Annotated in this window: 18 protein-coding genes, 1 tRNA gene and 3 pseudogenes; 7 read left to right on the forward strand and 15 right to left on the reverse strand. The window is 71.1% G+C overall.

What is annotated here, in order from left to right; genetic code table 11:
• The 5 genes from AB0H52_RS29495 to AB0H52_RS29515 all read right to left on the reverse strand — a co-directional run.
• On the reverse strand, positions 1–406 hold a 406-nt coding region (locus tag AB0H52_RS29495), incomplete at its 3' end, for a hypothetical protein (RefSeq protein WP_357951507.1).
• Between the two features lie 73 nt (positions 407–479).
• Entirely contained in the window at positions 480–1,286 is an 807-nt protein-coding gene (locus AB0H52_RS29500) for a GIY-YIG nuclease family protein (RefSeq protein WP_357951509.1), read from the reverse strand.
• Positions 1,279–2,457, reverse strand: coding sequence for a DNA cytosine methyltransferase (locus tag AB0H52_RS29505; protein ID WP_151488080.1), 1,179 nt, complete (start codon positions 2,455–2,457; stop codon positions 1,279–1,281). Before AB0H52_RS29505 ends, AB0H52_RS29500 begins: the two co-directional genes overlap by 8 nt.
• 193 nt (positions 2,458–2,650) lie before the next feature.
• On the reverse strand, positions 2,651–3,796 hold the full coding sequence (locus AB0H52_RS29510; RefSeq protein WP_151488038.1) for a hypothetical protein: 1,146 nt from the start codon (positions 3,794–3,796) through the stop codon (positions 2,651–2,653).
• Entirely contained in the window at positions 3,793–4,734 is a 942-nt protein-coding gene (locus AB0H52_RS29515) for a transporter substrate-binding domain-containing protein (protein ID WP_151488037.1), read from the reverse strand. The genes AB0H52_RS29510 and AB0H52_RS29515 overlap by 4 nt, the downstream gene beginning before the upstream one ends.
• Before the next feature lie 156 nt (positions 4,735–4,890).
• On the opposite strand from AB0H52_RS29515, the gene AB0H52_RS29520 reads away from it, so the two are divergent.
• A complete protein-coding gene (locus AB0H52_RS29520) occupies positions 4,891–5,232 on the forward strand; it encodes a hypothetical protein (RefSeq protein WP_151488036.1) in 342 nt (113 codons plus the stop codon).
• Here the strand turns inward: AB0H52_RS29520 and AB0H52_RS29525 are convergent.
• From AB0H52_RS29525 to AB0H52_RS29555, 7 genes and pseudogenes are all read right to left on the reverse strand, one after another.
• On the reverse strand, positions 5,219–6,718 hold the full coding sequence (locus AB0H52_RS29525; protein WP_357951512.1) for a serine/threonine-protein kinase: 1,500 nt from the start codon (positions 6,716–6,718) through the stop codon (positions 5,219–5,221). The two genes, AB0H52_RS29520 and AB0H52_RS29525, sit on opposite strands and share 14 nt — an antisense overlap.
• Before the next feature lie 207 nt (positions 6,719–6,925).
• Positions 6,926–7,303 (reverse strand): annotated as a pseudogene (locus AB0H52_RS29530) (hypothetical protein); the annotation flags it as partial.
• 110 nt (positions 7,304–7,413) lie between these two features.
• Positions 7,414–11,013, reverse strand: coding sequence for an adenylate/guanylate cyclase domain-containing protein (locus AB0H52_RS29535; protein ID WP_151488034.1), 3,600 nt, complete (start codon positions 11,011–11,013; stop codon positions 7,414–7,416).
• Positions 11,010–11,846, reverse strand: a complete 837-nt coding sequence (locus AB0H52_RS29540) for an MBL fold metallo-hydrolase (RefSeq protein WP_151488033.1) — start codon at positions 11,844–11,846, stop codon at positions 11,010–11,012. The genes AB0H52_RS29535 and AB0H52_RS29540 overlap by 4 nt, the downstream gene beginning before the upstream one ends.
• A 120-nt stretch (positions 11,847–11,966) precedes the next feature.
• Positions 11,967–12,428, reverse strand: a complete 462-nt coding sequence (locus tag AB0H52_RS29545; RefSeq protein WP_151488032.1) for a RidA family protein — start codon at positions 12,426–12,428, stop codon at positions 11,967–11,969.
• 55 nt (positions 12,429–12,483) lie between these two features.
• Entirely contained in the window at positions 12,484–12,639 is a 156-nt protein-coding gene (locus tag AB0H52_RS29550) for a DUF4177 domain-containing protein (RefSeq protein ID WP_007466198.1), read from the reverse strand.
• 44 nt (positions 12,640–12,683) lie between these two features.
• Entirely contained in the window at positions 12,684–13,169 is a 486-nt protein-coding gene (locus AB0H52_RS29555; RefSeq protein ID WP_151488031.1) for a hypothetical protein, read from the reverse strand.
• A 758-nt stretch (positions 13,170–13,927) separates the two neighbouring features.
• Here AB0H52_RS29555 and AB0H52_RS29560 point away from each other — a divergent pair.
• From AB0H52_RS29560 to AB0H52_RS29570, 3 genes and pseudogenes are all read left to right on the forward strand, one after another.
• Positions 13,928–14,374: pseudogene (locus tag AB0H52_RS29560) on the forward strand (hypothetical protein); the annotation flags it as partial.
• Between the two features lie 26 nt (positions 14,375–14,400).
• Entirely contained in the window at positions 14,401–15,378 is a 978-nt protein-coding gene (locus AB0H52_RS29565) for an ArsA-related P-loop ATPase (RefSeq protein WP_151488030.1), read from the forward strand.
• A 54-nt stretch (positions 15,379–15,432) separates the two neighbouring features.
• Positions 15,433–16,584, forward strand: a complete 1,152-nt coding sequence (locus tag AB0H52_RS29570) for an ArsA-related P-loop ATPase (protein ID WP_192580115.1) — start codon at positions 15,433–15,435, stop codon at positions 16,582–16,584.
• Between the two features lie 6 nt (positions 16,585–16,590).
• On the opposite strand, the gene AB0H52_RS29575 is transcribed toward AB0H52_RS29570, so the two are convergent.
• Positions 16,591–16,911: a WhiB family transcriptional regulator gene (locus AB0H52_RS29575; RefSeq protein ID WP_357951516.1), complete on the reverse strand. Its 321-nt coding sequence runs from the start codon at positions 16,909–16,911 to the stop codon at positions 16,591–16,593.
• 404 nt (positions 16,912–17,315) lie between these two features.
• Here AB0H52_RS29575 and AB0H52_RS29580 point away from each other — a divergent pair, with 404 nt between their 5' ends.
• Entirely contained in the window at positions 17,316–19,739 is a 2,424-nt protein-coding gene (locus tag AB0H52_RS29580) for a transglycosylase domain-containing protein (RefSeq protein ID WP_357951518.1), read from the forward strand.
• 166 nt (positions 19,740–19,905) lie between these two features.
• Here AB0H52_RS29580 and AB0H52_RS29585 read toward each other — a convergent pair whose 3' ends face one another.
• Complete coding sequence (locus AB0H52_RS29585) at positions 19,906–20,361, reverse strand: GatB/YqeY domain-containing protein (protein ID WP_151488026.1); 456 nt, start codon at positions 20,359–20,361, stop codon at positions 19,906–19,908.
• Positions 20,362–20,386: 25 nt separating this feature from the next.
• Between AB0H52_RS29585 and AB0H52_RS29590 the strand changes: the two genes are divergently transcribed.
• Both AB0H52_RS29590 and AB0H52_RS29595 read left to right on the forward strand, forming a co-directional pair.
• Positions 20,387–21,280: a metallophosphoesterase gene (locus AB0H52_RS29590; RefSeq protein ID WP_357951520.1), complete on the forward strand. Its 894-nt coding sequence runs from the start codon at positions 20,387–20,389 to the stop codon at positions 21,278–21,280.
• 165 nt (positions 21,281–21,445) lie between these two features.
• Positions 21,446–21,522, forward strand: a tRNA-Pro gene (locus AB0H52_RS29595).
• Positions 21,523–21,589: 67 nt separating this feature from the next.
• Here AB0H52_RS29595 and AB0H52_RS29600 read toward each other — a convergent pair.
• A pseudogene (locus tag AB0H52_RS29600) lies at positions 21,590–21,907 on the reverse strand (tyrosine-type recombinase/integrase); the annotation flags it as partial.
• Positions 21,908–22,313 lie beyond the last annotated feature (406 nt).

Here is a 22,313-nt window from a genome sequence, read left to right on the forward strand (position 1 = left end):
CAACGACCGACCCCGTAAGATCCACAATTGGAAGAAGCCCTCCGAGATTTTCGCCGAACTCGTAGAGACAAATGCTTCGACTGTCTGAACCTGCCTTCTTCTCATCTCGCGCGATGTTGCGCGCGACTTTAGCGGACCAGTAGGCGCTGTTCGCCGCAGGCCTACGATAGTGCTGCGGACAGCCGTGCCAGAAGCAGCCTTTGATTTCGACAGCAACGCGCGCGGGCCGAAAAACGATGTCTGCTTTCATACGAAGATCAGGGAGCGGCTTCGTGCAGACCCTGTAACGAAGTCCCCGTGCATGAAGGGCGCGGCGCAGCACCAACTCAGGCTTGGTGTCTCGGCTCCGGTTGGACTGCATCGACCGGCGAACGACTGAGTTCGCCGCCCACGACTCGTCAGACACGAGGTCCACTATACGACGGGGAGTGCGTTCGGCCGCATTCGAGACCGACAGGCTGGCCGGCCGGGCGGCCGACCTAGTCCTCGCCTTCTTCGTCTTCCATGTCGTCCTCGTCCGTTCGCCCGTACGGGTCAGTCCGCTCGGCAAGCACACTGCCGACCAGGCCAGTCACATCGATCGCGGAAGGCACGGGCTCTGGCCTGCCCTCGACGTGCGCAAGGCGGGCCGCGGAGATGTATGCCAGCCGGACGGCCTGAATGACCAGTACACGGCGCAGCCCGGGCGACACTTCACCCCGCTCGTACGCTACTGCCGCAAGCCGCGCAATCGTTTCAGCCCGTCGTGCAATCCGCACATCGGGGTGTCCCCGCTCATCCCGCGCCTCTCTACTGATTAACTGGAACCGCCGCGAGGCAGGCAATCTGACCGTCGATGAGACGGGTGGGATCTTTTCATTGAGGATTGCGCGAAATCGGCTGACCTCAATCGCATTTAGATAAGCTGTGTACTCGACCGCATCCAAACGCTCTTGCGCTAACTTAAACCCGCTTGGATCGCGCTTCTTTGTGACGTCCTCGAACTCCCACAGCGGCCAGAACTCGATCTCGGCCACCTCGAAGACGTCTAGAATCCTCATCGCCACGGCGTCGGTGCGTTGGTTCGTCAGATGCCGTCGGACACGGGTACGCAGCCTCTCGTTCGTCTGCCCGACATAAATAGGTTCTCCGTCATAGTCGAAAAACGCATAGCAGCCCCACCGCGCGTCGGCCCACTTGCGGCCCTCACTATCGCGAGCAGACAGCGCTTCGTCGAGCAGCGATCGGAACTCACGGACGGAGTTCGCGGGGAGCTTGTTCCTGGCCGGCCGCTTGGCGTCAGCCATTGACGACTGCCAACTCTAGCCGAGCGGACGACGCATGCATCTCTCCGCGGACCAGGGGCAGCAGGTAATGCTCGGCCAGCCACGACACCACCGGCACGCACACCGCGTCTCCGAAGCCAAATAGAGCTTGGTTGTTCCGGAGATCCGTCAGGGTGTAGTCACCAGCACCCATCAACCGCGCATACTCAAGCGGCGTCATCCAACGGACGCGCACCTGGTGCCTCCCGGCTTCAACCACTGCCTGCTTCGACGAGCCACCGCGAGCCGTGCGCAAGCATCCAGAGATGTCGTCAGGTCGGATTTCCCAGGTCGGCTTACCCTTCCGCGTCCGACGGTATGCAGTCCGGTATGACGGCATCGTCTGCTTCTTCAGCACCGCGAGGCGCTCTGCCTGAATGGGCGACAGCGAAGCGAGGAAGGCCTCGCGACGTTTGTCGTCCCACCAGCCGTCAGGCCCGACCTGTTCGACGAGAGCCGAGAGACCGGACGTCAGCGGAGGCGGCGGCGCAGGAAGCGCTGCGCGGTGAGTCCTCAAGGTCGGATCGCCGAAGGGCGCCTGGAGCCAATCGGGACGCAACTCGCCGTTAGGCATGGGCTCGTCGTCTGGCGGGTTGAGCGCTGCGACGACGAACAGACGCGGCCGCGACTGTGGCACGAACCGTCGCGCGTCCAGCGTCAGCACGTCCGCCGAGTAGCCCAGACGGTTCAGCTCACGGATCGCTGTCGCCAGGTCCTCGCCCCCATGGCTAGTGGCGAATCCGACGACGTTCTCCAGGGCAACTACCGACGGACGCGCGTCGCCCATCTGCTCCAGCACCTTCGTGAAGCCCCAGAAGGTCGAAGACTCGCTACCACTGAGGCCTCGACGCCAGCCCGCCAGAGAAAGATCGGTGCAGGGGAAGGAGGCCCAAGCCACGTCCAACCCGTCGGGCATGTCACTGCCCTTGACGTCACCGACATCACCAAGGTTGAAGGCGTGTGCATCGTCCTCACCAAAGTGGCCGACGTACATCTCCTTCTTGGCAGGCTCGATGTCGTTGGACCACACGACCCTGATGCCCGCCTGTTCCAGACCGAGGCGCACCAGACCGATACCGGCAAAGAACTCGGCCGCCCTGGGCATGACGCTGCCCGGTCCGGCAGGAACACTGATCAGTTGTGGCGCGATCATCACCTGGCGACCCTAAGACAAATTCCGCCGCAAATCGATCCTGCGTGCTCAGTGTCGCAGCGGCCAGCACCGGCTCGCTCTGCCCGGAAAGGGACAGCCAGCCCGCACGCCGGTGGGGCCACCACGTGCCGGTGCCAGTCTTTAACTGGCGCGTTCTGCTCTCGGGGATAGCGCAGCGTCAACGCGGGCGTGATCAGCCCGGCGCTCGGCAGGCGGCGTCGATCCGGTGCACCGGGCGGACGCGGCGACCCATGCCCTCCAGCAGCGAGTCCTCGACGTGGAAGTCGTGGATACGCAGCCGGTGCCGGGGCAGTTCCTCCTCGCTCGGGCAGAGCACCTGCGCGCGTACCAGGTCGACCGGGACGTACCGCACGCCGCCGCGCTCCTGCAGGATCACCATGTTGACGTCGTCGGTGGTGATCACGTGCCCGCGTACGTCCTCGGTGGGGCCGCCCGGTGCGCCCACGGTGGTGACGGTCAGCGGCAGCACCGGGGTGCTGATCACCGGGACCGCGGCCCAGACCAGCATGGCCAGCACCGCCACCTCGGTCACCGTCGCCAGCGGTCGGATCACCATGCCGGGCAGCGGCCCGGCGATGAACACGGCCAGCAGCGGCGGCACCACGACGAGCGCCAGCACCAACCACTCGCGCTGTGCCGTTGCGTCGCGCAGCGTGGGCAGCAGGAGCCAGCCGTACCCGGCGAGCAGAGCGACGATCAGGAGCACACGGGGCAGGTGCCGCTCATGCAGCCGCTCGGGGCGCAGTTGGAACGCGGCCACGAACGCGGGCAGCAGCAGCGGCAGGTAGAGCAGCGGCCAGGTGAGCAGGGCGAGCAGGAAGCTGGCGAGCACCACCCAGGCGGGGGTCACGTCGGCCCAGCGGGCGAAGAGCGGACGACGACGGGTGCCCGGCGGCAGCCGGTCCGCGCTGACGGCCAGCACCGCGCCGAGCGCGAAGACGGCGACCAGCCCGGTGGACAGCAGCCGGGCGGCGGTGGTGAGGAAGCCGGCGAGCAGGTTGACCGGGCCGACGTTGGCCACCAGCAGCAGTGTGGTCTGGAGTTCCCCGCCGGCCTCCACGCCGAGTCGCAGCACCGAGAAGATCGCCGGTACGCCCACCACGGCGGTCCAGAACGACTGGCTGGCCCGCGCGCGTCGCTCCGCCGGATCCCACCGCACGCGCCCCGGCTCGGCCCGGTCGGCGATCGGCTCGGCGGGTTCGGCCACCGGCACGGCGGCGGGCCACCCGGCCGGTACGGCGCCGGCGTCGGGTGGCACGGCGGCCCGGGGCGGTGGGACCGGACTGTCGCCACCGATGGCGGTCGGTGCCGTGCTCACTTCGAGGGCGCCTTGTCGTCGAAGTCGACCAGCTTCGGCACGTCCAGCGGCTGCGGCTGGCGCTTCTCGGCGCGCAGCCACGGGCCGAGGGTCCGGTTGTACGCGGTCTGCCACGGGCTCGCCTGGCCGTCCCGGCCCTGCTGGTAGCTCTTCTGCAGGATGAACGCGACGAGGTCGCGCAGCGCCGGGTCGCCGATCGGCACGCCGATGCCCAGCAGTTCGCTGGTGCCGAAGGGCAGGTCGACGATCTCGAACTCCTTGGGATAGCTGGCCAGGAATCCGGCGAGGATCGTCTCGTCGGAGCTGACCGCGTCGTAGCGCCCTTCCCGGATGCCCTCGACGCAGTCCGCGACGTCCTTCACCACCAACGCCTTGACCTGGCGCTTCTCCAACTCGGCCTCGGTGGTGGAGCCGCCGCTGGTGCAGATCTTGTAGGCCGGATCGCGCAGGTCCTCAATGGTGTGGATCTTGTCCTTGAGTCGGGTCGTCACCATCACCTCCTGCGTGGTGACGAAATACGGCCCGGCGAAGCTCACCAGCTTCTTGCGCTCCTCGGTGATGGAGAAACTGGACACCACCAGGTCGACCATGCCGCCCTGCAGGGCCGGGATGCGGTCCTCGGTGGCCACCGAGACGAACTCCAGACGCTGGTCCCCCTCGTAGCCGAGGGAGGCGGCCACGTAACGGCCGATCTCCACGTCGAACCCGACGTGTTGACCGTTGCGCAGGTCGCCCATCAGCGGCTCGTCGGTGGCCACGCCGATGCGCAGCTTCGACTGACCGTAGATGTGCGTCTCGCGCAGCTTCTCCCGCACCGACGGCAGGTCCGGTTCCTTGCGACTGTCACAGCCGCCGGCGGCGGCCAGGGTGAGGGTCAGGGCGACCGCCAGCGTCGTCGCGACGGCGCGGAGCCGGGACTGGAATCTACGTGGGTTCATGGTGACCTCGCTGACGCAACAGCCTGCGGAACACCGAGAGTAACCACTCCGGTCCACTGCGTACGCGCACGCGCCGGGCCACCCGGCGGGATTGGACGATCGGCGCGGCGTCGGCTCTCCGGTTGACAGCCGACCGGGGCCGGACATGCTGGAGGGGTGAGTCAACTACCCAGGCCCGATGCGCGGACGGTCGCGGTGGTCGCGGCGCTGGGAGCCCTCGCGCTGCTGGCCACAGTGATCGTCTGGCGTCGGCAGGATCTGCTCGGCGTGGTGCTCGCGCTGCTCTGCGTCCTACTGGCCACCGTCGCCGGGGTCGCCACCTCCGCCGCCCGACAGCGTGACACGCCCGAGCCGGCGGATCGTCCGGCAGCGGCCGGCCCACCCGAGTTGATGCCGTACGGGATCGACGCGGACACCCTCGACGCGCTGGACAGCCGGGACGCGTTACGTGCGGTACGCGACCGGCGGCGCGGGTCGGACGGGCTCAGCGATCGGTGAGGGTGGGCGCGCTGAGCGCGTTCACGCCCCGCCCGGCCAGACAGCGGTAGGCGCGGTCGACGCTGCCCTCGACGGGTGGCAGCACCTCCAGGTGCCAGCCGGTCGGTTCGGCGATCCCGGTGGTCAACCGGAAGGTGGTGGCGCTGCACACCTGCCGTACCGGCTCGGCGGCGACCACCTCGTCGTACTCGGCGCCGACCAGCGACACCGGCAGCAGACCCTCGGCGTACGTCTCCCAGGTGTGCGTCCCCGCGCACGGGACGCGGGCCGCCTCGGCGCGGGTCCCGCGGATCCGCATCGGGCCGAAGCACTCCAGCTCGGGCAGGCAACGGGCACCGTCGGGCAGGGCGGTCGGTGCCCCGGGGCCGGTGGTGCAGCCGGGCAGCGGCCCGGTCGCCAGCGCGGCGACCTGGCTGGCCGAGGGCGACGGGTTGGCCGGCGGCGAACTGTCGGCCACCCAGGCACCGGCGGTGGCCGAGGCGGCGAGCGCGAGCGCACCCGCACCGCCGAGGAACCAGCGTCGCCGCCAGCGCCGACCGGCGGGGGCCGTCGGATGGGCATCCTCGACGGCGGGGCGGGGAAGCGGCTGGCTGGTGACGTACGGCCCGGCGTAGGTCGCGCCTCCGCTGACCGGGGCACCGCTGACCGGCGCCGACGGTGGGCCGAGGGGCAGCCCGGCGAGCATCTCGTGCAGTTCGAGGGCGGAGGGCCGCTCGGCCGGATCGTTGGCCATGCCGGCGCGCAGCACGTCGATCAGTTCGTCCGGCACGCCCGGCAGGCCGGGCAGCGGCTGGTTGAACATCTCCAGCACGGTGACCAGGCTGGGATTGCGCTCGGACTGCCAGCGCGGCGGCCGGCCGTGCATCACCGCGTAGAGGGTGGCGCAGAGGGCGTACACGTCGACGGCGGGCGACGGCGGGCTGTGGCTGAACATCTCCGGCGGCGCGTACGCCGGGGTGAGCACCTCCAGGGTGACCGAGGCGTCCCGGGCCTCGGCGAGCACGGCCAGGCCGAAGTCGGCGAGCACCGCCGAGTTGAAGTTCGAGTAGAGGATGTTCGCCGGCTTCACGTCCCGGTGCAGCACTCCGGCTGCGTGGGAGTGGGCGAGCGCGTCAGCGATCTTCATGCCGAGATCGCGGGCCTCGACCGGGCCCAGCGGCGAGGTGCGCATCCGTTCGGCGTACGACCCGTCGCAGAGTTCCATGATCAGGTAGGGGTGCTGGTCGACGGTGACCCCGACGTCGAAGAGATCCACCACGTGCGGGTGCGACGACATCCGGCCGGCCGCCCGCGCCTCACGCAGGAAGCGGGCCTGGTCGCGCTCGTTGCCCAGCGTCCGGTTTTCCACCTTGACGGCGACCTCGCGCCCCACCGAGATCTGGGTGGCCTGGTAGACGGTGGCGTAACCGCCCCTGGCAAAGACCCGCAGATCGGTCAGACCGGGCACGATCGGCACCGGCGAGCTGCCGGTCGGGGTGTCGGTCACTGCTCGAAAATACCCAACCCGGCCGGCGGCTCAGCGCACCGCGTCCGCCGGAGCGGGCCCGGCGTCCCCGACATCGCCCGCCGCACCGGCGCCGCCGGACGTCGCGTCGCTGCCAGCCGACGTCGCGTCGGTGCCGTCGGACGTCGCATCGGCCCTGCCGGACGTCGCACTGGTGGCGCCCGACGCACCCCTGCGGGCGTCCAGGCGCAGACCGATCGCGGTGGCCACCGCGCCCAGCCCCTCCCAGGCCGCCACCCCGAAGAACCGGTCCGGTGCGATGTCGGCCAGCACCGCGATGGTGAACACCGTGAACGTGACCAGCCGGAAGACCACCGTGAACCGGTAGAACACCCGCCACTCGGTGACCGTGGCGAGCAGGTAGTAGACGCCCATGTTGAACGCCGCCATCGAGGACGCCAGCAGCAACGTGCCCGTGTAGTCACCGGCGGCACGGGTCGCCGGCACCTCGAACCCGAGCATGCGCAGCTGCGCCTCCGGCCAGAGCAGCCCGAGCGCACCCATCACCAGCGCCAGCACACCGAAGACCGCGATGGTCCAGCCCGCGATGGAACGCGGCAGCTTCATGAAGGGCCTCCCCAGGCACGACGGCGACGGCCACTATGGACCGGTCGACGGTGCTCACACGCTAGCCCTTGGGCCCGAAGAACCACATCCCCGAAACCGCCAAAATCAGGTCACGAAGAGAGGCGAAGGCGCAGCGCGTCCGCAGCGGCACGTTCGCTGCGTTGCTCGGTGGCGTACGCCAGGCGGACCGCCTCGTCCGCGCAGGACCGGGCCTCCTGCGGGTGACCGCAGGCCGCCAACGCCTCGGCCAGCACACCGGCCGCGATCACCTGGCTGCGCACGTCCTCGGCCGGTGCGCTGACCGCCCGCCGCGCCCAGTCCAACGCCTGCTCCCGCTGGCCGTGCGCCAGCAGCGCCGACGCGTACCGGGCCATCGTCTGGCGACGGGAGAAGAGCAGTGACGGCGCGCTCGCGGCGGCGGTCGCCACCGGTGCGAGCAGCCCGACCGCGGTCGCCGAGTCACCGCCGGCCAGCCGGGCGGTGGCCAGCAGCACCCGGGGCGCGACCTGCGCCGGTGCCTGCGGGTTGTGCGGCTCCACGGCGGTCAGCACCTCACGGGCCACCCGCTCGGCCGTCTGGCAGTCGCCCATGTCGAGGGCCACGAAGCCGCGCAGCGTCCCGGCCATCCCGGTGAGCAGCGGATGCGAGGTCAGCTCCGCGTACGACAGGGCGTCGGTCAGCAGGTCCGCCGCGTGCTCCGGCTCGCCCAGCCCACGCGCCACCACGGCCCGGACCACCAGCGCGAACCCGCGCCCCCAGTCGTCGGACGCGGCGGCGAACTCGCGGTACGCCCGACGGGCCTCCCGGTCCGCCTCGGCCAGCTCACCCAGCTCGGCCGTGGCGTACGCCGCCACCGCGCGCAGCGTGCCCACCGCCCACGCCTCGCCGACCCGCTCACCGAACGGCAGGAAGACCTGCGCCAGCCGACACGCCTCGCCCAACCGACCGGCGAGCAGGCGCGCGAACGCGGTGGTACCCCGCAGCCAGGCGCGCCCGTACGGGTCTTTCAGCTCGGCGAAGAGCCGGGCGGCCCGGCCGAGCACCGCGTCGGTGCCGGCAAAGTCACCCCGGGTGGTGGTCACCCAGGCCAGGTTCTGCAACGACCAGGCCTGCCCGTGTCGATCCTGCGCACTGAGACTCACCTGGTACGCGGCGGCCAGCCGGCTGCTGGCCTGACTCAGCCGTCCAGCCACGAAGTCGGCCATGCCGAGCCGGCGCATCGCCGAGGCGCGCAGGGTGGGCAGCTCGCCGGCCGTGGCGACCTGCAACGCCTCCTGCCAGGCGGACACCGCCCGGTCCTGGTCGCCGAGGGTCTGCTGGGCCTGACCGGCGAGCAGCAGGGCACTGGCCCGCACCGCCTCGTCGCCCGTGTTCGCGGCGATCTTCTCGGCGAACGCGAGCGCGTCGACGACCCGGCCGATCTGGAGCAACGCCCGCGCGTGCACGACCCGGTCGGCCGGCGGCACCCCGTCGCGGGCCAGGTCGGCGGCGCGTTCGGCGTACTCCACGGCCATCGCCGGCTCCCCGGCGGACAGCGAGCGGCGGGCGGCCCGACCGAGCGCGGCGACGCCGAGCGGGCCCACCGCCCGGGCCGACGCGTCGGGGCGCAGCTTCACCGCGTCGGCGAGCCTCGCGGCCCGCTCGACGTGCGTCGCCACGAAGTCGTCGCGGGCCTCCTCGCTGAACCCGCCCACCGTGCCGGCCGTGGTCCCGTCCACCGGTGCCGCCCAGCGGGCCAGCGCGGCGTGTCGCTCGGCCAGCTCCGCCTTGCTCACCCCGGCGTACGCGGCCTCCCGCATCAGGGGCGTCGCGAACGCGTAGCCGGCACGGGTGCGGTGCAGCATCCGGCGTTGCAGCAGCTCCTCCACGGCCCGGTCGAGTTCCACGGCGACCACCGCCGACGGTCGGCCGTCCCGGCCGGCGCGCTGCTCCCGCAGCGCCTCCAGCGCACCGGTCGGCACCGTGTCACCGACGACCGCGGCGTCGCGCAGCACCGAGCGGGCGTCCGTCGGCAGCGCGTCGATCCGGGCGGCCAGCACGGCGGCGAGGTCCCGGGAGAGCAGCCGACTGCCCAGTGAGCCGGGCACCAACCGCCAGCCGGACGCCGGACCCTGGTCCCGTACGCCGGGGGCGGGCCGTTCCGCGGTGGTGAGCGCGCCCCGCTCGATGAGCAGGGTGACCAGCTCGGCCAGGTAGAACGGGTTGCCCTGAGCGGTGGCGAGCAGCCGGTCGGCGTCGGCCTGGGGCAACTTGCCGCCGCCGAGATAGCTGGTGAGCAGCCGGGCCGCGTCGGCACCGCGCAGCGGCGGCAGGGAGTGCACCTCGGCGTCCGCGACCCGGGTCAGGGCGCCGGCGGTACGCACCAGCTCGGGCCGACCGAGCAGCAGCACCAGCACCGGGCCGGTGAGCCGGGACAGGGTCACCCCGAGGGCGCGGATCGTCTCGGCGGTGGCGTCGTGCAGGTCGTCCACCACGATCACCAGCGGTGCCTCGGCGGCGAGCCCGCTGAGCAGGTCGGCGACCGCGTTCGGCACCGCCTCGGCGTCGGCCGGCACGCCCGCGCCGCCCCACTCGCCGTTGTCGGTGCCGGCGTGCACGGGGAGTTCGGCGTAGCCGAGCAGGGCGAGCAACTGGTCGACGGCGATCGGGGGCGCGTCCGCGTCGGCACGGACGAGCCGCTGGCCGAGCCGACGCAGCCGCTCCTCCACGGCGGGGCGGGTCAACGCGGTGGCCGCGTCACTCGGCAGGCCCACGGCGGCGCGGACCAGGTCGGCCAGCGGCGCGAGTCGGCGTCGCTCACCGAAGGCGGCGCAGCGCACCGAGAGCACCCGGGCGCCGGTGTGCGCGGCGTACCGGCCGGCGCCCACGTCGTACCCGGCGGCGAGGCGTTCCACCTCGGCGGCGAACCGGGACTTGCCGATGCCCGCCTCGGCCGTCATCAACAGCACCCGCGGGTCGCCCTGGTCGATCACCTCGGCGAGCCGGCCGGCCACCCGGCCGATCTCGGTCTCCCGGCCCACGTACGGTGCCTCGTCGCCCAGCCCCGAACGGGTGCCCGGCGCGTCCAGCAGACCCAGCAGCTCGTACGCCTCGACCGGCTCACGCTTGCCCTTGAGCCGCAGCGGACGCAGCGCCCGCCAGGACGCGACGTGCCGGGTGGCGGCGGCGGTCCGGCCACCCGCGTAGACCGCGCCCACGGCGGCGGCGTCGGCCAGTCGAGCGGCGGTGTTCACCGTGTCCCCGATGACCGTGTACTCGATGGCGGCCTGGATGCCCGCGATCACGTCACCGGTGTTGAGCCCCACCCGCAGCCCGAGCGGCGCACCGCCGCCCCGCTCGTCGTCGAGCACCCGGCGGACCGCCCGCTGCATGGACAGGGCGGCACGGACCGCGCGTTCGGCGTCGTCCTCGTGCGCGACCGGGGCCCCGAACACCGCCATGATCCCGTCGCCGGTCAGCTTGTCGACGTGCCCACCGAAGGTCTTCACCGCGCCCGCGAGGGCGGCGAGCACCCGGTCGGTGACCGCGCCGACGCGTTCCGGATCGAGATCCTCCGACCATGAGGTGAATTCGGAGAGGTCGCCGAAGAGCACGGTGACGACCCGGCGCTCGGCCGCCGGCAACGTCGCGGCGGCCGGCAGCGCGGCACCGCAGTTGTGGCAGAACCGTGCGCCGGGTACGGCGACGGTTCCGCACACCGGGCAGGTCACGTGTGCTCCAACCCACTGACCCCCGGCGCTGATTCCCCGGTGCCGACGCCCAGATACTCCAGTTGGGCACGGACCGACCATTCGGCCGCCCACCACAGCGAGCGGTCCACGTCCGCGTAGACCGCCCCAACCACCTCGGCGGGGGTGTGGGCGCCAGCGTCGACGGCCGCCCGGACCTGGTCCAGCCGGGCGTGCCGGTGGGCCAGGTAGAAGTCGGCGGCGGCGGCGCAGTCGGCCAGCGCCGGGCCGTGGCCCGGCAGAGCCGGGATCCCGGCGTACGCGGAGAGCAGCTCCAGGCTGCGCAGGTAGTCGCCGAGGTGCCCGTCCGGGTGGGCGACGACGGTGGTGCCCCGGCCGAGGATGGTGTCACCGGTCAGCACCACCCGCTCGCCGCCGTGCTCGACGAGGAAGCAGACCGAGTCGGCGGTGTGCCCGGGGGTGTTCAGCAGGCGGATCTCCAGGCCGAAGCCGCCGAGCTGCTCGGCCGGCTCGGTGAGCGGGTCACCGCCGATGGTGTGTGCGGAATCGACGGCCAGGACGTGCACGCCGCCGAGCAGCTCGCTCAGTCGGGCGGCGCCCTCGGTGTGGTCGAGGTGGCCGTGGGTGATCAGGATCAGCCCGACCGGGCCCTGCTCGGCGATCCGGGCCAGGTGCCCCTCGTCGGCCGGCCCCGGGTCGACCACGACGCAGTGGTCCGCCTCCGGGGCGCGCAGCACCCAGGTGTTGGTGCCGTCGAGGGTCATCGGCCCCGGGTTGGGAGCACGCAGCAGCGAAACCCAGCGGGGCAGCTCGTCGGCAAGCGCCGCCACCGCCCCCGTCACGTGCCCACTCATGGCTGCGATCGTACGACCCCGCTCGCCACGCCCCGCGATCTTGCACTTGCGGCACCTGATTCGTGCCCGTTCACGACATTCGTCGGGGCAGAAAGTGCAAGATCGCGGGAGGCGGACGGGTCAGGCGACCTCGACGATCAGCTCGATCTCGACCGGGGCGTCCAGGGGGAGTTCGGCCACCCCTACGGCACTGCGGGCGTGGCGTCCGGCCTCGCCGAAGACGGTGCCGAAGAGGTCGGAGGCGCCGTTGATGACGGCGGGCTGGCCGGTGAAGCCGGGCGCGGAGGCCACGAATCCGGTCACCTTGACCACCTTGACCACGTTCTCCAGGCCGACCAGCGAATCGACCGCCGCCAGGGAGTTGAGCGCGCAGCGCTGGGCCAGATCCTTCGCCTGCTCGGCAGAGATGCCGGCGCCGACCTTGCCGGTCGCCAGCAGCTTCCCCTCGGCGATCGGAAGCTGACCGGAGACGTACACGTGCTGCCCGGACTGCACGGCCGGCACGTAGCTGGCCACCGGCGGCACCACCTCGGGCAGTTCGAGACCCAACTCGGCGAGCTTCGCGTGCGGGCCGCTGCTCATCGCGTCACCCCGTTGTTCGCGACTGCGGGGCTCCGCTGCGCTGCACTCCTCGCGCTCACGCCTTGGGCCGCTTCAGGTAGGCGACCAGCTGGTCCGGGTTCGGGCCGGGGACCACGGCGACGAGCTCCCACCCGTCCTCGCCCCAGTTGTCGAGGATCTGCTTGGTCGCGTGGACCAGCAGCGGGACCGTGGAATATTCCCACTTCTGCATCGCTGAAGGGCTCCCTCTCGGTGCGGAATTGTTCGAGGCACAGCCTACGGTCCGCTGGCCGAGCGAGGTGCGGGACGTTGCTCCGGCGGTGCCGGAAGCTCACCGCACGGCCCGGCGTGCTCGTACCCCTGGGGACAGCGCGACCGGTCGGGCAGCAGCAGGTCGCAGAAGACCCGGTGCCGGTTGTTCTGGTCGTCGGCGTTCGACACGGTGGTCTCGCCGGCGTCCAGCTCCGGCAGGAAACCCAGGGATTCCGCGACCCGACCGGCCAGCACGGTGGCCGCCGCCAGGTCGGGCACCCGGATCGGCAGGTGGATGACGAAGCCCGGCTCGTCGTCGTCCCGGACCCGCTCGTTGGGACGGCTGGACGCGCGGACGACCTCCGGCGGCTCGGGAAACCGACGGTACGACCGCTCGTTGACAGGCAGGCTGCCGAACAGCCCGCTGGCCGCCTCACCCACGGAACCCGTCCGGCGGAGCCGGTCGTTGGTCGGGAACTGGGTGCGAGGGATGTTGTCCGCGTCGCGCATGCATTGCCTCCGGTCGTACCAGTCGGATCTCGCTTACCGTCCGGACGATTCGTCCATTCCGGCCCCCCCGCACCGGGACGAAGGTAGGTCCGCAGTGGCAGTCCCGCCAACAGGGCGCGCACGATCAGTCACGTAGAGTCACATATGTGACACATTGGAGGTAGGAATCCCGACTGCGACTGTTTTCGCCGCCCGGTCGGTCGAGCCGATGGGCCGGACGGCGCAGTAGGGGCGACACCGACCCCCTGGTTGACCGCTACCCTTCCGGTCGGACGGTCGCGCTGCGCCCGGCCGCCCGCTCGATCACGCTCGGCGCCACCGGTGGCGGCCGGGCGCCGCACCCCCGGGGGAACGAGATGACCCAACCGCCCAGCGGCGACCAGGCCGGCCCGCGCGCTCTCCCGTCGGCCGACCACCCGGACACCGCCGGCCAGCCCGGCGCTCCGGCAGCCACCTCCGGCCAGCCCGGCGTCCCGGCAGCCACCTCCGGCCAGCCCGGCGCTCCGTCCATCCCCGCTCAGCCCGCGCAGCTGCCCGCCGCCGAGCAGCACGGCCAGCTCGCCCTTCCCGCGCAGCCCGCCCGGCCGGCGCTCCCGGCGCAGCCGACCGTCCCCACCCAGCCCGGTGCGCCGGCCGGTGTCCCCCAGCCGGACACCTCCGGCGGCGCGGCGGCCCCGTCGGAACCGGGCACCGAGGCCCCGGGGTCGATCCCGCCGCCACCACCTGCCTACCCGCCCTACCAGGCTGCCGTCGAGCCGCCGAAGAAGAAGCGCGGCCTGCTGATCGCGGCGATCGCACTGGTCGTGATCATGGTGCTCTGCGTGGGCGGCGGCGCGGTGGCGTTCCTGACCCTGCGTAACGCCGAGAACGGCGAGGGCGCCAAGGAGCCGGCTGTGGCCGTCGACGAGTTCCTCACCGCGATCTACAAGGATCGCGACGCCAGCAAGGCGGCCAGCCACGTCTGCGCCGCGTCCCGCGACGACAAGAAGATCTCCGCGAAGGTCGCCGAGGTGCAGAAGTACGCCTCCGAGTACCAGAACCCCCGTTTCCGGTGGACCACCCCGAAGGTGGACAACCAGACCGGGGACCGGGCCACCGTCTCCACCCGGGTCACCATGACCACCGCCGACGAGAAGGTGGCCGACCAGGACCTGCGCTTCACGGTGGTGCAGAAGACGGGTTGGTGGGTCTGCGAGGTCGCGTGACCCGCGGGCCTGGATAGGCTCGACGGGTGCGTGCAGCTGAGCGGCCGACCGACCCGGCCGGTACCGGATGGTCGGCGCGTCTCCACGTGGTGACCGGCAAGGGCGGCACCGGCAAGACCAGCGTGGCGGCGGCGCTGGCCCTGGCGCTGGCCGCCGGCGGCCGGCGCACCCTGCTCGTGGAGGTCGAGGGCCGGCAGGGCATCGCCCAACTCTTCGGCATCGACCCGCTGCCCTACGAGGAGCGGCACCTCACGGACGCGCCGGACGGTGGTGAGGTGCGCGCGCTCGCGGTGGACGCCGAAGAGGCCCTGCTCGAGTACCTCGACATGTTCTACAAGCTGGGTGCGGCGGGCCGGGCGCTGCGCAAGCTGGGTGCCATCGACTTCGCCACCACCATCGCCCCCGGCCTGCGCGACGTGCTGCTCACCGGCAAGGTGAAGGAGGCCACCACCCGCACCTCGGGTCAACGGCGCGCGTACGACGCGGTGGTGCTGGACGCCCCGCCGACCGGGCGGATCGGCCGGTTCCTCAACGTCACCGCCGAGACGGCCCGCCTGGCCAAGGTCGGCCCGATCAAGACCCAGAGCGAGGGGGTCGCCGCGCTGCTGCGGTCCCCGATGACCGCGGTGCACGTGGTCACGCTGCTGGAGGAGATGCCGGTGCAGGAGACGGTGGACGCGATCGCCGACCTGACCTCGCTCGGCTTCGGCGTCGGCAAGGTGATCGTCAACGGCACCCGCCCGCCACTGCCCGCCGGTCGGGCCGTCACCGCGGCGGAGCTGAAGCGCGGGCTGGTCGCCGCGGGTCTGCCGGCCGACCGGGACATCGTGGCCGGTCTGCACGACGAGGCCCGTGACCAACTCATCCGCCGCGAGCTGGAGGATTCGCTCCGGGCCGACCTGGTGGAGTTGGGGCTGCCGATGGTGGAGCTGCCGTTGCTGCCGGACGGGGTGGACCGGGCGGGTCTCACGACACTGGCCCAGGCCCTCGTCAGGGCGGATTGACTCACACCTGAGCTCGGCACGGGCGCACGGACCCACGCGGCCCGATACGCTCGATTGGTGCCTTCCGAAGACGCGGCGCCGCGGCTGGACGTCGACCAGATCCTCGCCGACCCCGGCGTGCGGATCATCGTGTGCTGCGGTGCCGGCGGGGTGGGAAAGACGACCACGGCCGCGGCGCTGGCGCTGCGGGCCGCCGAGCAGCACGGCCGGCGCACGGTGGTGCTCACCATCGACCCGGCCCGCCGGCTCGCCCAGTCGTTGGGCCTGACCGAGCTGGACAACACCCCCCGCCAGGTCAAGGGGATCGACGTCGAGACCAGCGGCGGCGAACTGCACGCCATGATGCTCGACATGAAGCGCACCTTCGACGACGTGGTGCTTCAGCACACCGATCCGGCGAAGGCCGCGGAGATCTTCGCGAACCCGTTCTACCAGGCGATGAGTTCCACCTTCGCGGGCACGCAGGAATACATGGCGATGGAGAAGCTGGGCCAGTTGCACGCCCGCGGCGAGTGGGACCTGATCGTCGTGGACACTCCGCCGTCGCGCTCGGCACTGGATTTCCTGGACGCGCCGGCCCGGCTGTCCCGCTTCCTCGACGGCCGGATGCTGCGCCTGCTGCTGGCTCCGGCCCGCAGCGGCGGCCGGAGCATGTTCACCCTGGTCACGGCCTCGTTCGGGATGTTCTCGAAGGTGGTGCAGAAGGTGCTCGGCGCGCAGCTGCTCACCGACCTGTCCGGGTTCGTGGCCGCACTGGATTCGATGTTCGGCGGATTCCGGCAGCGCGCCGAGCAGACGTACCGCATCCTGCAGGCACGGGAGACGGCATTCGTGCTGGTCGCGGCCCCGGAGCCGGACGCGGTCCGGGAGGCCGCCTACTTCGCCGGCCGGCTGCGGGAGGAGAAGATGCCGCTGGCCGGTCTGGTGCTCAACCGGGTGCACCGGCCGGCGGTGCCGGAGCTGGACGCCGCGCAGAGCCGGGCCGCCGCGGAGCGGCTGACCGAGCTGGGTGGGCATGAGGCCACCGCTGACGTGCTGCGGGCGCACGCCGCGTTGGCCCGCCAGGCGGTACGCGAGCAGGAGGTGGCCGCGCGGTTCACCGAGGCGTTCCCGGCCGTGCCGGCGGTGTCGGTGACGGCGCAGCCCGCCGACGTGCACGACGTCGACGGGCTGCGGACGATCGGCACGGCGATCAGCCGGCCGTGATCGGCGTCAGGTGGTCGCGCTGACCAGGATCTTGTCCTTACCGGACTTGTCCTTGCTGTTCTTCTTCATCGCGGCCTCGAACATCTTGCGCCAGCTCGTCACCTGAGGGTGACGACGCAGCAACGCCCGGCGTTCGCGTTCGGTCATGCCACCCCACACACCGAACTCGATCCGGTTGTCCAGCGCGTCGGCCAGGCACTCGTACCGAACTGGGCAGCTCCGGCAGATCCGCTTTGCCACGTTCTGTTCGGCGCCCTGTACGAACAACGCGTCCGGGTCCCCGTTCTGACACGCCGCCAGCGACGGCCAGTCAGTGATCATGCCCATGTGTACACGTCCCCCCTTGCAGTACCTACCGACCTCGATGCACGTCAGCCGGCAATTCCCCCCGATCGCCCGGCCCGCCTTCCCCAAGGCGGCGCGGACGACATGTGGCGCTGTCGCCGCCCCCATCATGCTCTGTAGTCGACTGATTACGCAACGTTGTCGACGAAATCCATCATTCCGGACAGTCCCGGCTTCCCGGGCGCTCGACCGCCGGTTACCCCGCCGAGGTCGACGAAAACGCTGCGCGGCCTCTTCCGATCGGAGGAGACTCGCGGCAGGTCACACGCAACCACGCACCGGGGGTCGTGCGTTTAGCACAACGAGGGCAGCGCGCGCAGGAAATGGGGAAAGAACGCCCCAGCGCCCCTCGTTCCCTACTCGCGTACCCTGTCGAGGTGACCTGGATGCGGAAACGTGACCACAATGTGCTGACCAACGCCGCATCGCTGCTTGTGTGTGGCCTACTGGCCGGCGTGGTGGTCGCAGCGGCGGCCTTCCCCGCGGTGGCGATGTCCGGCTTGGCCGCGAAGGCCGGCGCCGAGACCTTCGGCGCCCTGCCGACGGAGTTGACAGTGGCCCGCGCGCCACAGATCAGCTACCTGCTGGCCTCGGACGGCAAGACACCGCTCGCGACGATGTACGACGAGAACCGGCGGGACGTGAAGCTCGCCGACATCTCCCCGTACATGCAGAAGGCCATCATCGCGGCCGAGGACCATGAGTTCTACAAGCACAACGGCGTCGACATCAACGGTGTCGCCCGCGCGTTCGTCAACAACCAGAGCGAAGGCTCCGGCCGGCAGGGCGCCTCGACGCTGACCATGCAGTACGTCCGGCTGGCCATCGCCTACTCGGCCACTCACCCGGCCGACGTGGTCGCGGCGACCGAGGACACCAGCGCCCGCAAGCTCCGCGAGATGCGGCTGGCCCTCCAGGTCGACAAGGAGTTCTCCAAGGACGAGATCCTCACCCGCTACCTCAACCTCGCCTCGTTCGGCAACGGCGCGTACGGCATCTACGCCGCCAGCCAGGTCTACTTCGGCAAGCCGCCGAGCAAGCTCAAGATCGAGGAAGCGGCGCTGCTGGCCGGCATGGTGAAGGCGCCGACCACCAACGACCCGACCACCAAGGCCGGCTACCCGCTCGCCCTGGACCGGCGCGACTACGTCATCCAGAACATGGTCGACATCAAGGCCATCACCCAGCAGGAGGCCGACGCCGCCAAGGCGACGAAGCTGACGGTGAAGGACAAGCGCACCCCGAACGGCTGCATCGCCGCCAACGTCAACAGCTGGGGCTTCTTCTGTGACTACTTCTACCGCTGGTGGATGCAGCAGGAGACGTTCGGCTCGACCACGTACGACCGGGAGCGGCGGCTCAAGAGCGGCGGTTACACCGTCGTGACGTCGATCGACGTGCAGGCGCAGCGGAGCGCGGACAAGGCGGTCCGCAAGGCCAAGAGCGAGAACAGCAAGGAAGCCGCCATGGTCGCGGTGGTCGAGCCCGGCACCGGCCGGGTACGGGCGCTCGCGGTGAACCGGCAGTTCAAGCTCGACGACCCGCGGCACCCGAAGAACAAACTGTCCAGCGATCCGGCGAAGAGCAAGCAGGGCATCCGGGGCAACTACCCGGCGACCGTCAACCCGTTGATCACCGGTGGTGACGGCGTCGCCGGGTACCAGGCCGGCTCGACGTTCAAGCTCTTCACCATCGTCGCCGCGTTGGAGAAGGGCATACCGCTCAGCTACACCATCAACGCGCCACAGCAGTTCAAGTCGGAGTACATCATCGACAGCAGCAGTCCGGCCGCCTGTAAGGGCACGCACTTCTACTGCCCGACGAACGCCAACCTCAAGGCCGCCGGCCCGCAGAACATGTGGACCGCGTTCGCCCAGTCGATCAACACCTACTTCGTGCCGCTACAGCAGCAGGTCGGTGCGGAGAACGTGGTCGACGCCGCCAAGCGGGCCGGCATCCAGTTGCGGTCCAGCAGCGACGCCAAGTTCGGCGGGACCAAAGAGGCAGCGCACCAGTGGGGTGCCTTTACCCTGGGCGTCTCCGCCACCACGCCACTGGACCTGGCCAACGCGTACGCGACCTTCGCGGCAGACGGCAAGTACTGCGATCCGATCCCGGTGCAGGAGATCCGCGACCCCGAGGGCAAGAAGCTGGACGTCGCCAACCCGCGCTGCGAGAAGCGGTTCAGCACCGACGTGGCCCGGGCCGCCGTGGACGCCGCCCGCTGCCCGCTCGGCGACAACTCCTCGACCAGCAAGTGCGGCAACAGCCGCACCGCCAGCGTGGTCAAGGGCATCGTCGACGCGCCGGTGGCCGGCAAGACCGGCACCACCGACTCGGGAAAGACCGCCTCCATCGTCGCGATGACCAAGCAGTACGCGGTGGCCGGCATCATGGCCGACCCGGACTGGCCGCAGACCAACGTCAAGATGAAGCACGCGGAGAAGGACGGCATCAACCCTCCGGTGTACGAGACGCTGCGCGACGCCATGAAGGGCAAGCCGCGCATCAACTTCGAGCCTCCGGGGCAGAAGATCTCCGAGGGTGACCAGCGCAGCATCCCCGACGTGAAGTGCCAGCCGGTGGACACCGCGAAGTCCCGGATCAAGGGCGCGGGCTTCGAGCCGGTCGTCTCCGACACGAAGGTGGCGTCGTCCTGCCCGGCGGGCACCGCCGCCGGCACCAGCCCCGACGGGCGCACCATCAAGGGCGGCGTGGTCAGTATCCAGGTCAGCAGCGGCGGTGGCACCCCGCCGGCCGGCAACAAGCCCGGCCAACCCGGCAACCCACCTGGCCGCCCCGGCGGCTGATCGACCAGCAGTACGCGCGAACGGGCGGGCACCCACGTCGGGTGCCCGCCCGTTTCGTCTGGCCGGACCTGCCGCTGCCGGACGGCCGCGAGCAGAGTTGCCGATCCACGCCGCAGGGCCGCGCCCGCTGCCGGGGGCAGGTGCCGCGCGCCGCAGAGCCGACGGGTCAGAGACCGAGCTGTCGGCGTACCTCGGCAGCCACCCGGCCACCCTCGGCCTGGCCGGCCACCGCGGCCTGGGCCGCCTTCATCGCCGGGCCCATCTGGGCCTTGCCGGTGAAGCCGCCCTCGGCGAGCGCCCCCGCCACCAGCTCGGTCAGCTCGGCGTCCGAGAGCTGCCTGGGCAGGTAGCGGTCCAACACCTCACCCTCGGCGGTCTCCTTCGCGGCCTGCTCGGAGCGACCGGCGTCGGCGAACGCGGTCGCCGCTTCGCGGCGCTTCTTGGACTCCTTGGTCAGCACCGCGAGCACCTCGTCGTCGGTGAGCTCACGCTTGGCCTTGCCGGCGACCTCGGCGGTGCCGACGGCGGCCAGGGCCATCCGCAGCGTGGAGGTGGTCAGCTCGTCGCGCGCCTTGAGCGCGGAACGCATGTCGGCGGTGAGGCGGTCCTTCAGCGTGCTCATGGTCGGTCAAACTACCCTGAACGCCATGCGAAAGCGCACACTATTCCGGCTTGCCGCCGGAACCGCCACGGTCGGCGCGGCCACCCTCGCGTACGCGTCGCTCGTCGAGCGCAACATGTTCACCCTGCGGCGGTACGACGTGCCGATGCTGCCGGCCGACGCGGAGCCGCTGCGCGTACTGCACCTGTCGGACCTGCACATGATGCCCGACCAGGCGCGCAAGCAGCGCTGGGTGGCGTCGCTGGCCGCTCTCGACCCGGATCTGGTGGTCGTCACCGGCGACAACATGGCGCACCCCGGCGCGGTGCCGGGCGTGCTGCGGGCGCTGCAACCCCTGCTGGACTTTCCGGGCGCGTTCGTGTTCGGCTCCAACGACTACACCGGGCCGGTGTTGAAGAACCCGTTCACCTACTTCCTGCCCGACCGGGAGTACACCGAGGGCGTCGACCTGCCCTACGAGGAGCTGCGCCAGGTGTTCGCCGGCGCCGGCTGGATGGACCTCAACAACGCGCGGACCACCCTGAAGGCCGGCGGACGGCAGATCGACGTGGTCGGCGTGGACGACCCGCACATCGACCGGGACGACTACCCGGCCGTGTCGGGCGCGGTCTCGTCCTCGGCCGACCTGTCCATCGCGCTGACGCACTCCCCCGAACCGCGGGTGCTCGACCAGATGGCGGCGGACGGCTTCGGACTGCTGCTGGCCGGGCACACCCACGGCGGGCAGGTCTGCGTACCGGGCTACGGGGCGCTGGTGACCAACTGCGGGCTGCCCCGTTCGATGGCGCGTGGCCTGCACCGGTGGCCGGGATCCGACTCCTGGCTGCACGTCTCCGCCGGCCTGGGCACCCACCCGACCGCGCCGGTCCGCTTCGCCTGCCCCCCGGAGGCCAGCATCCTCACCCTCATCCCCCGCTGACCCGCACCCCCGCCACCGCCGGTGGCACCCCCGCCGGCGCCGCCGTCCCGGGCCGTCCCCGGTGGCGGGATCCGCACAACGTCAGGGATGTTGCTGCCGACCCGTCCGGGCGGGGTACCGAGTTTGACCATCGGGGCGGATGGGCTACTATTTGTCGGCACGCCTCGGGGTGTGGCGCAGCTTGGTAGCGCGCTTCGTTCGGGACGAAGAGGTCGTCGGTTCGAATCCGGCCACCCCGACCAGAGGTCAGAGGGCACATCCGATCCATGGATGTGCCCTCTGGTGCGTCCTGGGTGACCAACTGAGTGACTACGCCTCACTGGTCGGCGCGAAGATGCGGTCCATGACCGCCGCGCCCTGGAGCAGCACCGGCCGGAGCTGGTGACGGTAGACCAGCTCGGTAACGGTGGTGCCGGAGTGCCCGCACAGGTCGGCGATGTCCTCCAGGCTCACCCCGCTGTCGGAGAGCAGTGACACGAAGCTGTGCCGCAGCTCACGAGGTGTCCAGGCGGCCGGATCGAGGCCAGCCAGGGTGACGACTCGGCGGAAGGCCCGGCGGACGTTGGCCGCATCGAGGGCAGTGCCGACAGTCAAGGCGAAGACCAGCCCGAGCGGCTGCCAGTCCTTGCGGAGCACGCCCGTCCAAGAGCTCCGAGCCGTGCGGCCGGGTTTGCGAATCGCACCGAGCCTTGAGCGACAGGGTTCCCGCACAGTCTTCGACGTGCTGGGCGCATCGCACGCCTCGGTGAACCGGGCAGGGCGTTCGCAAGGTGGAGGTATGCCCGTTTAGTCGATTCCGAGTAGTTGTAGGGATCGGTGCGGGTTCCCGGCTGTTTCGTCGTAGGGTTTGCGCGATCGAGGTGATGCCGGCCAGGCGGAGCAGGCTGATCGCGGTGTTGCGGAGGGTGGCCAGGGCGCGGGGTGCGTTGCCGGTCCGCAGGCGGCTGGCGTCTTCGCGGTAGGTGGTGTCGCGGATGTGGTGTAGGACCTCGATGGACCAGTGACCGCGTAGCCAGTCGGCTAGTTCGGCGGG

It is taken from the genome of Micromonospora sp. NPDC050695, assembly GCF_040654415.1.
In the GTDB taxonomy this organism is placed as follows: Bacteria; Actinomycetota; Actinomycetes; order Mycobacteriales; family Micromonosporaceae; genus Micromonospora.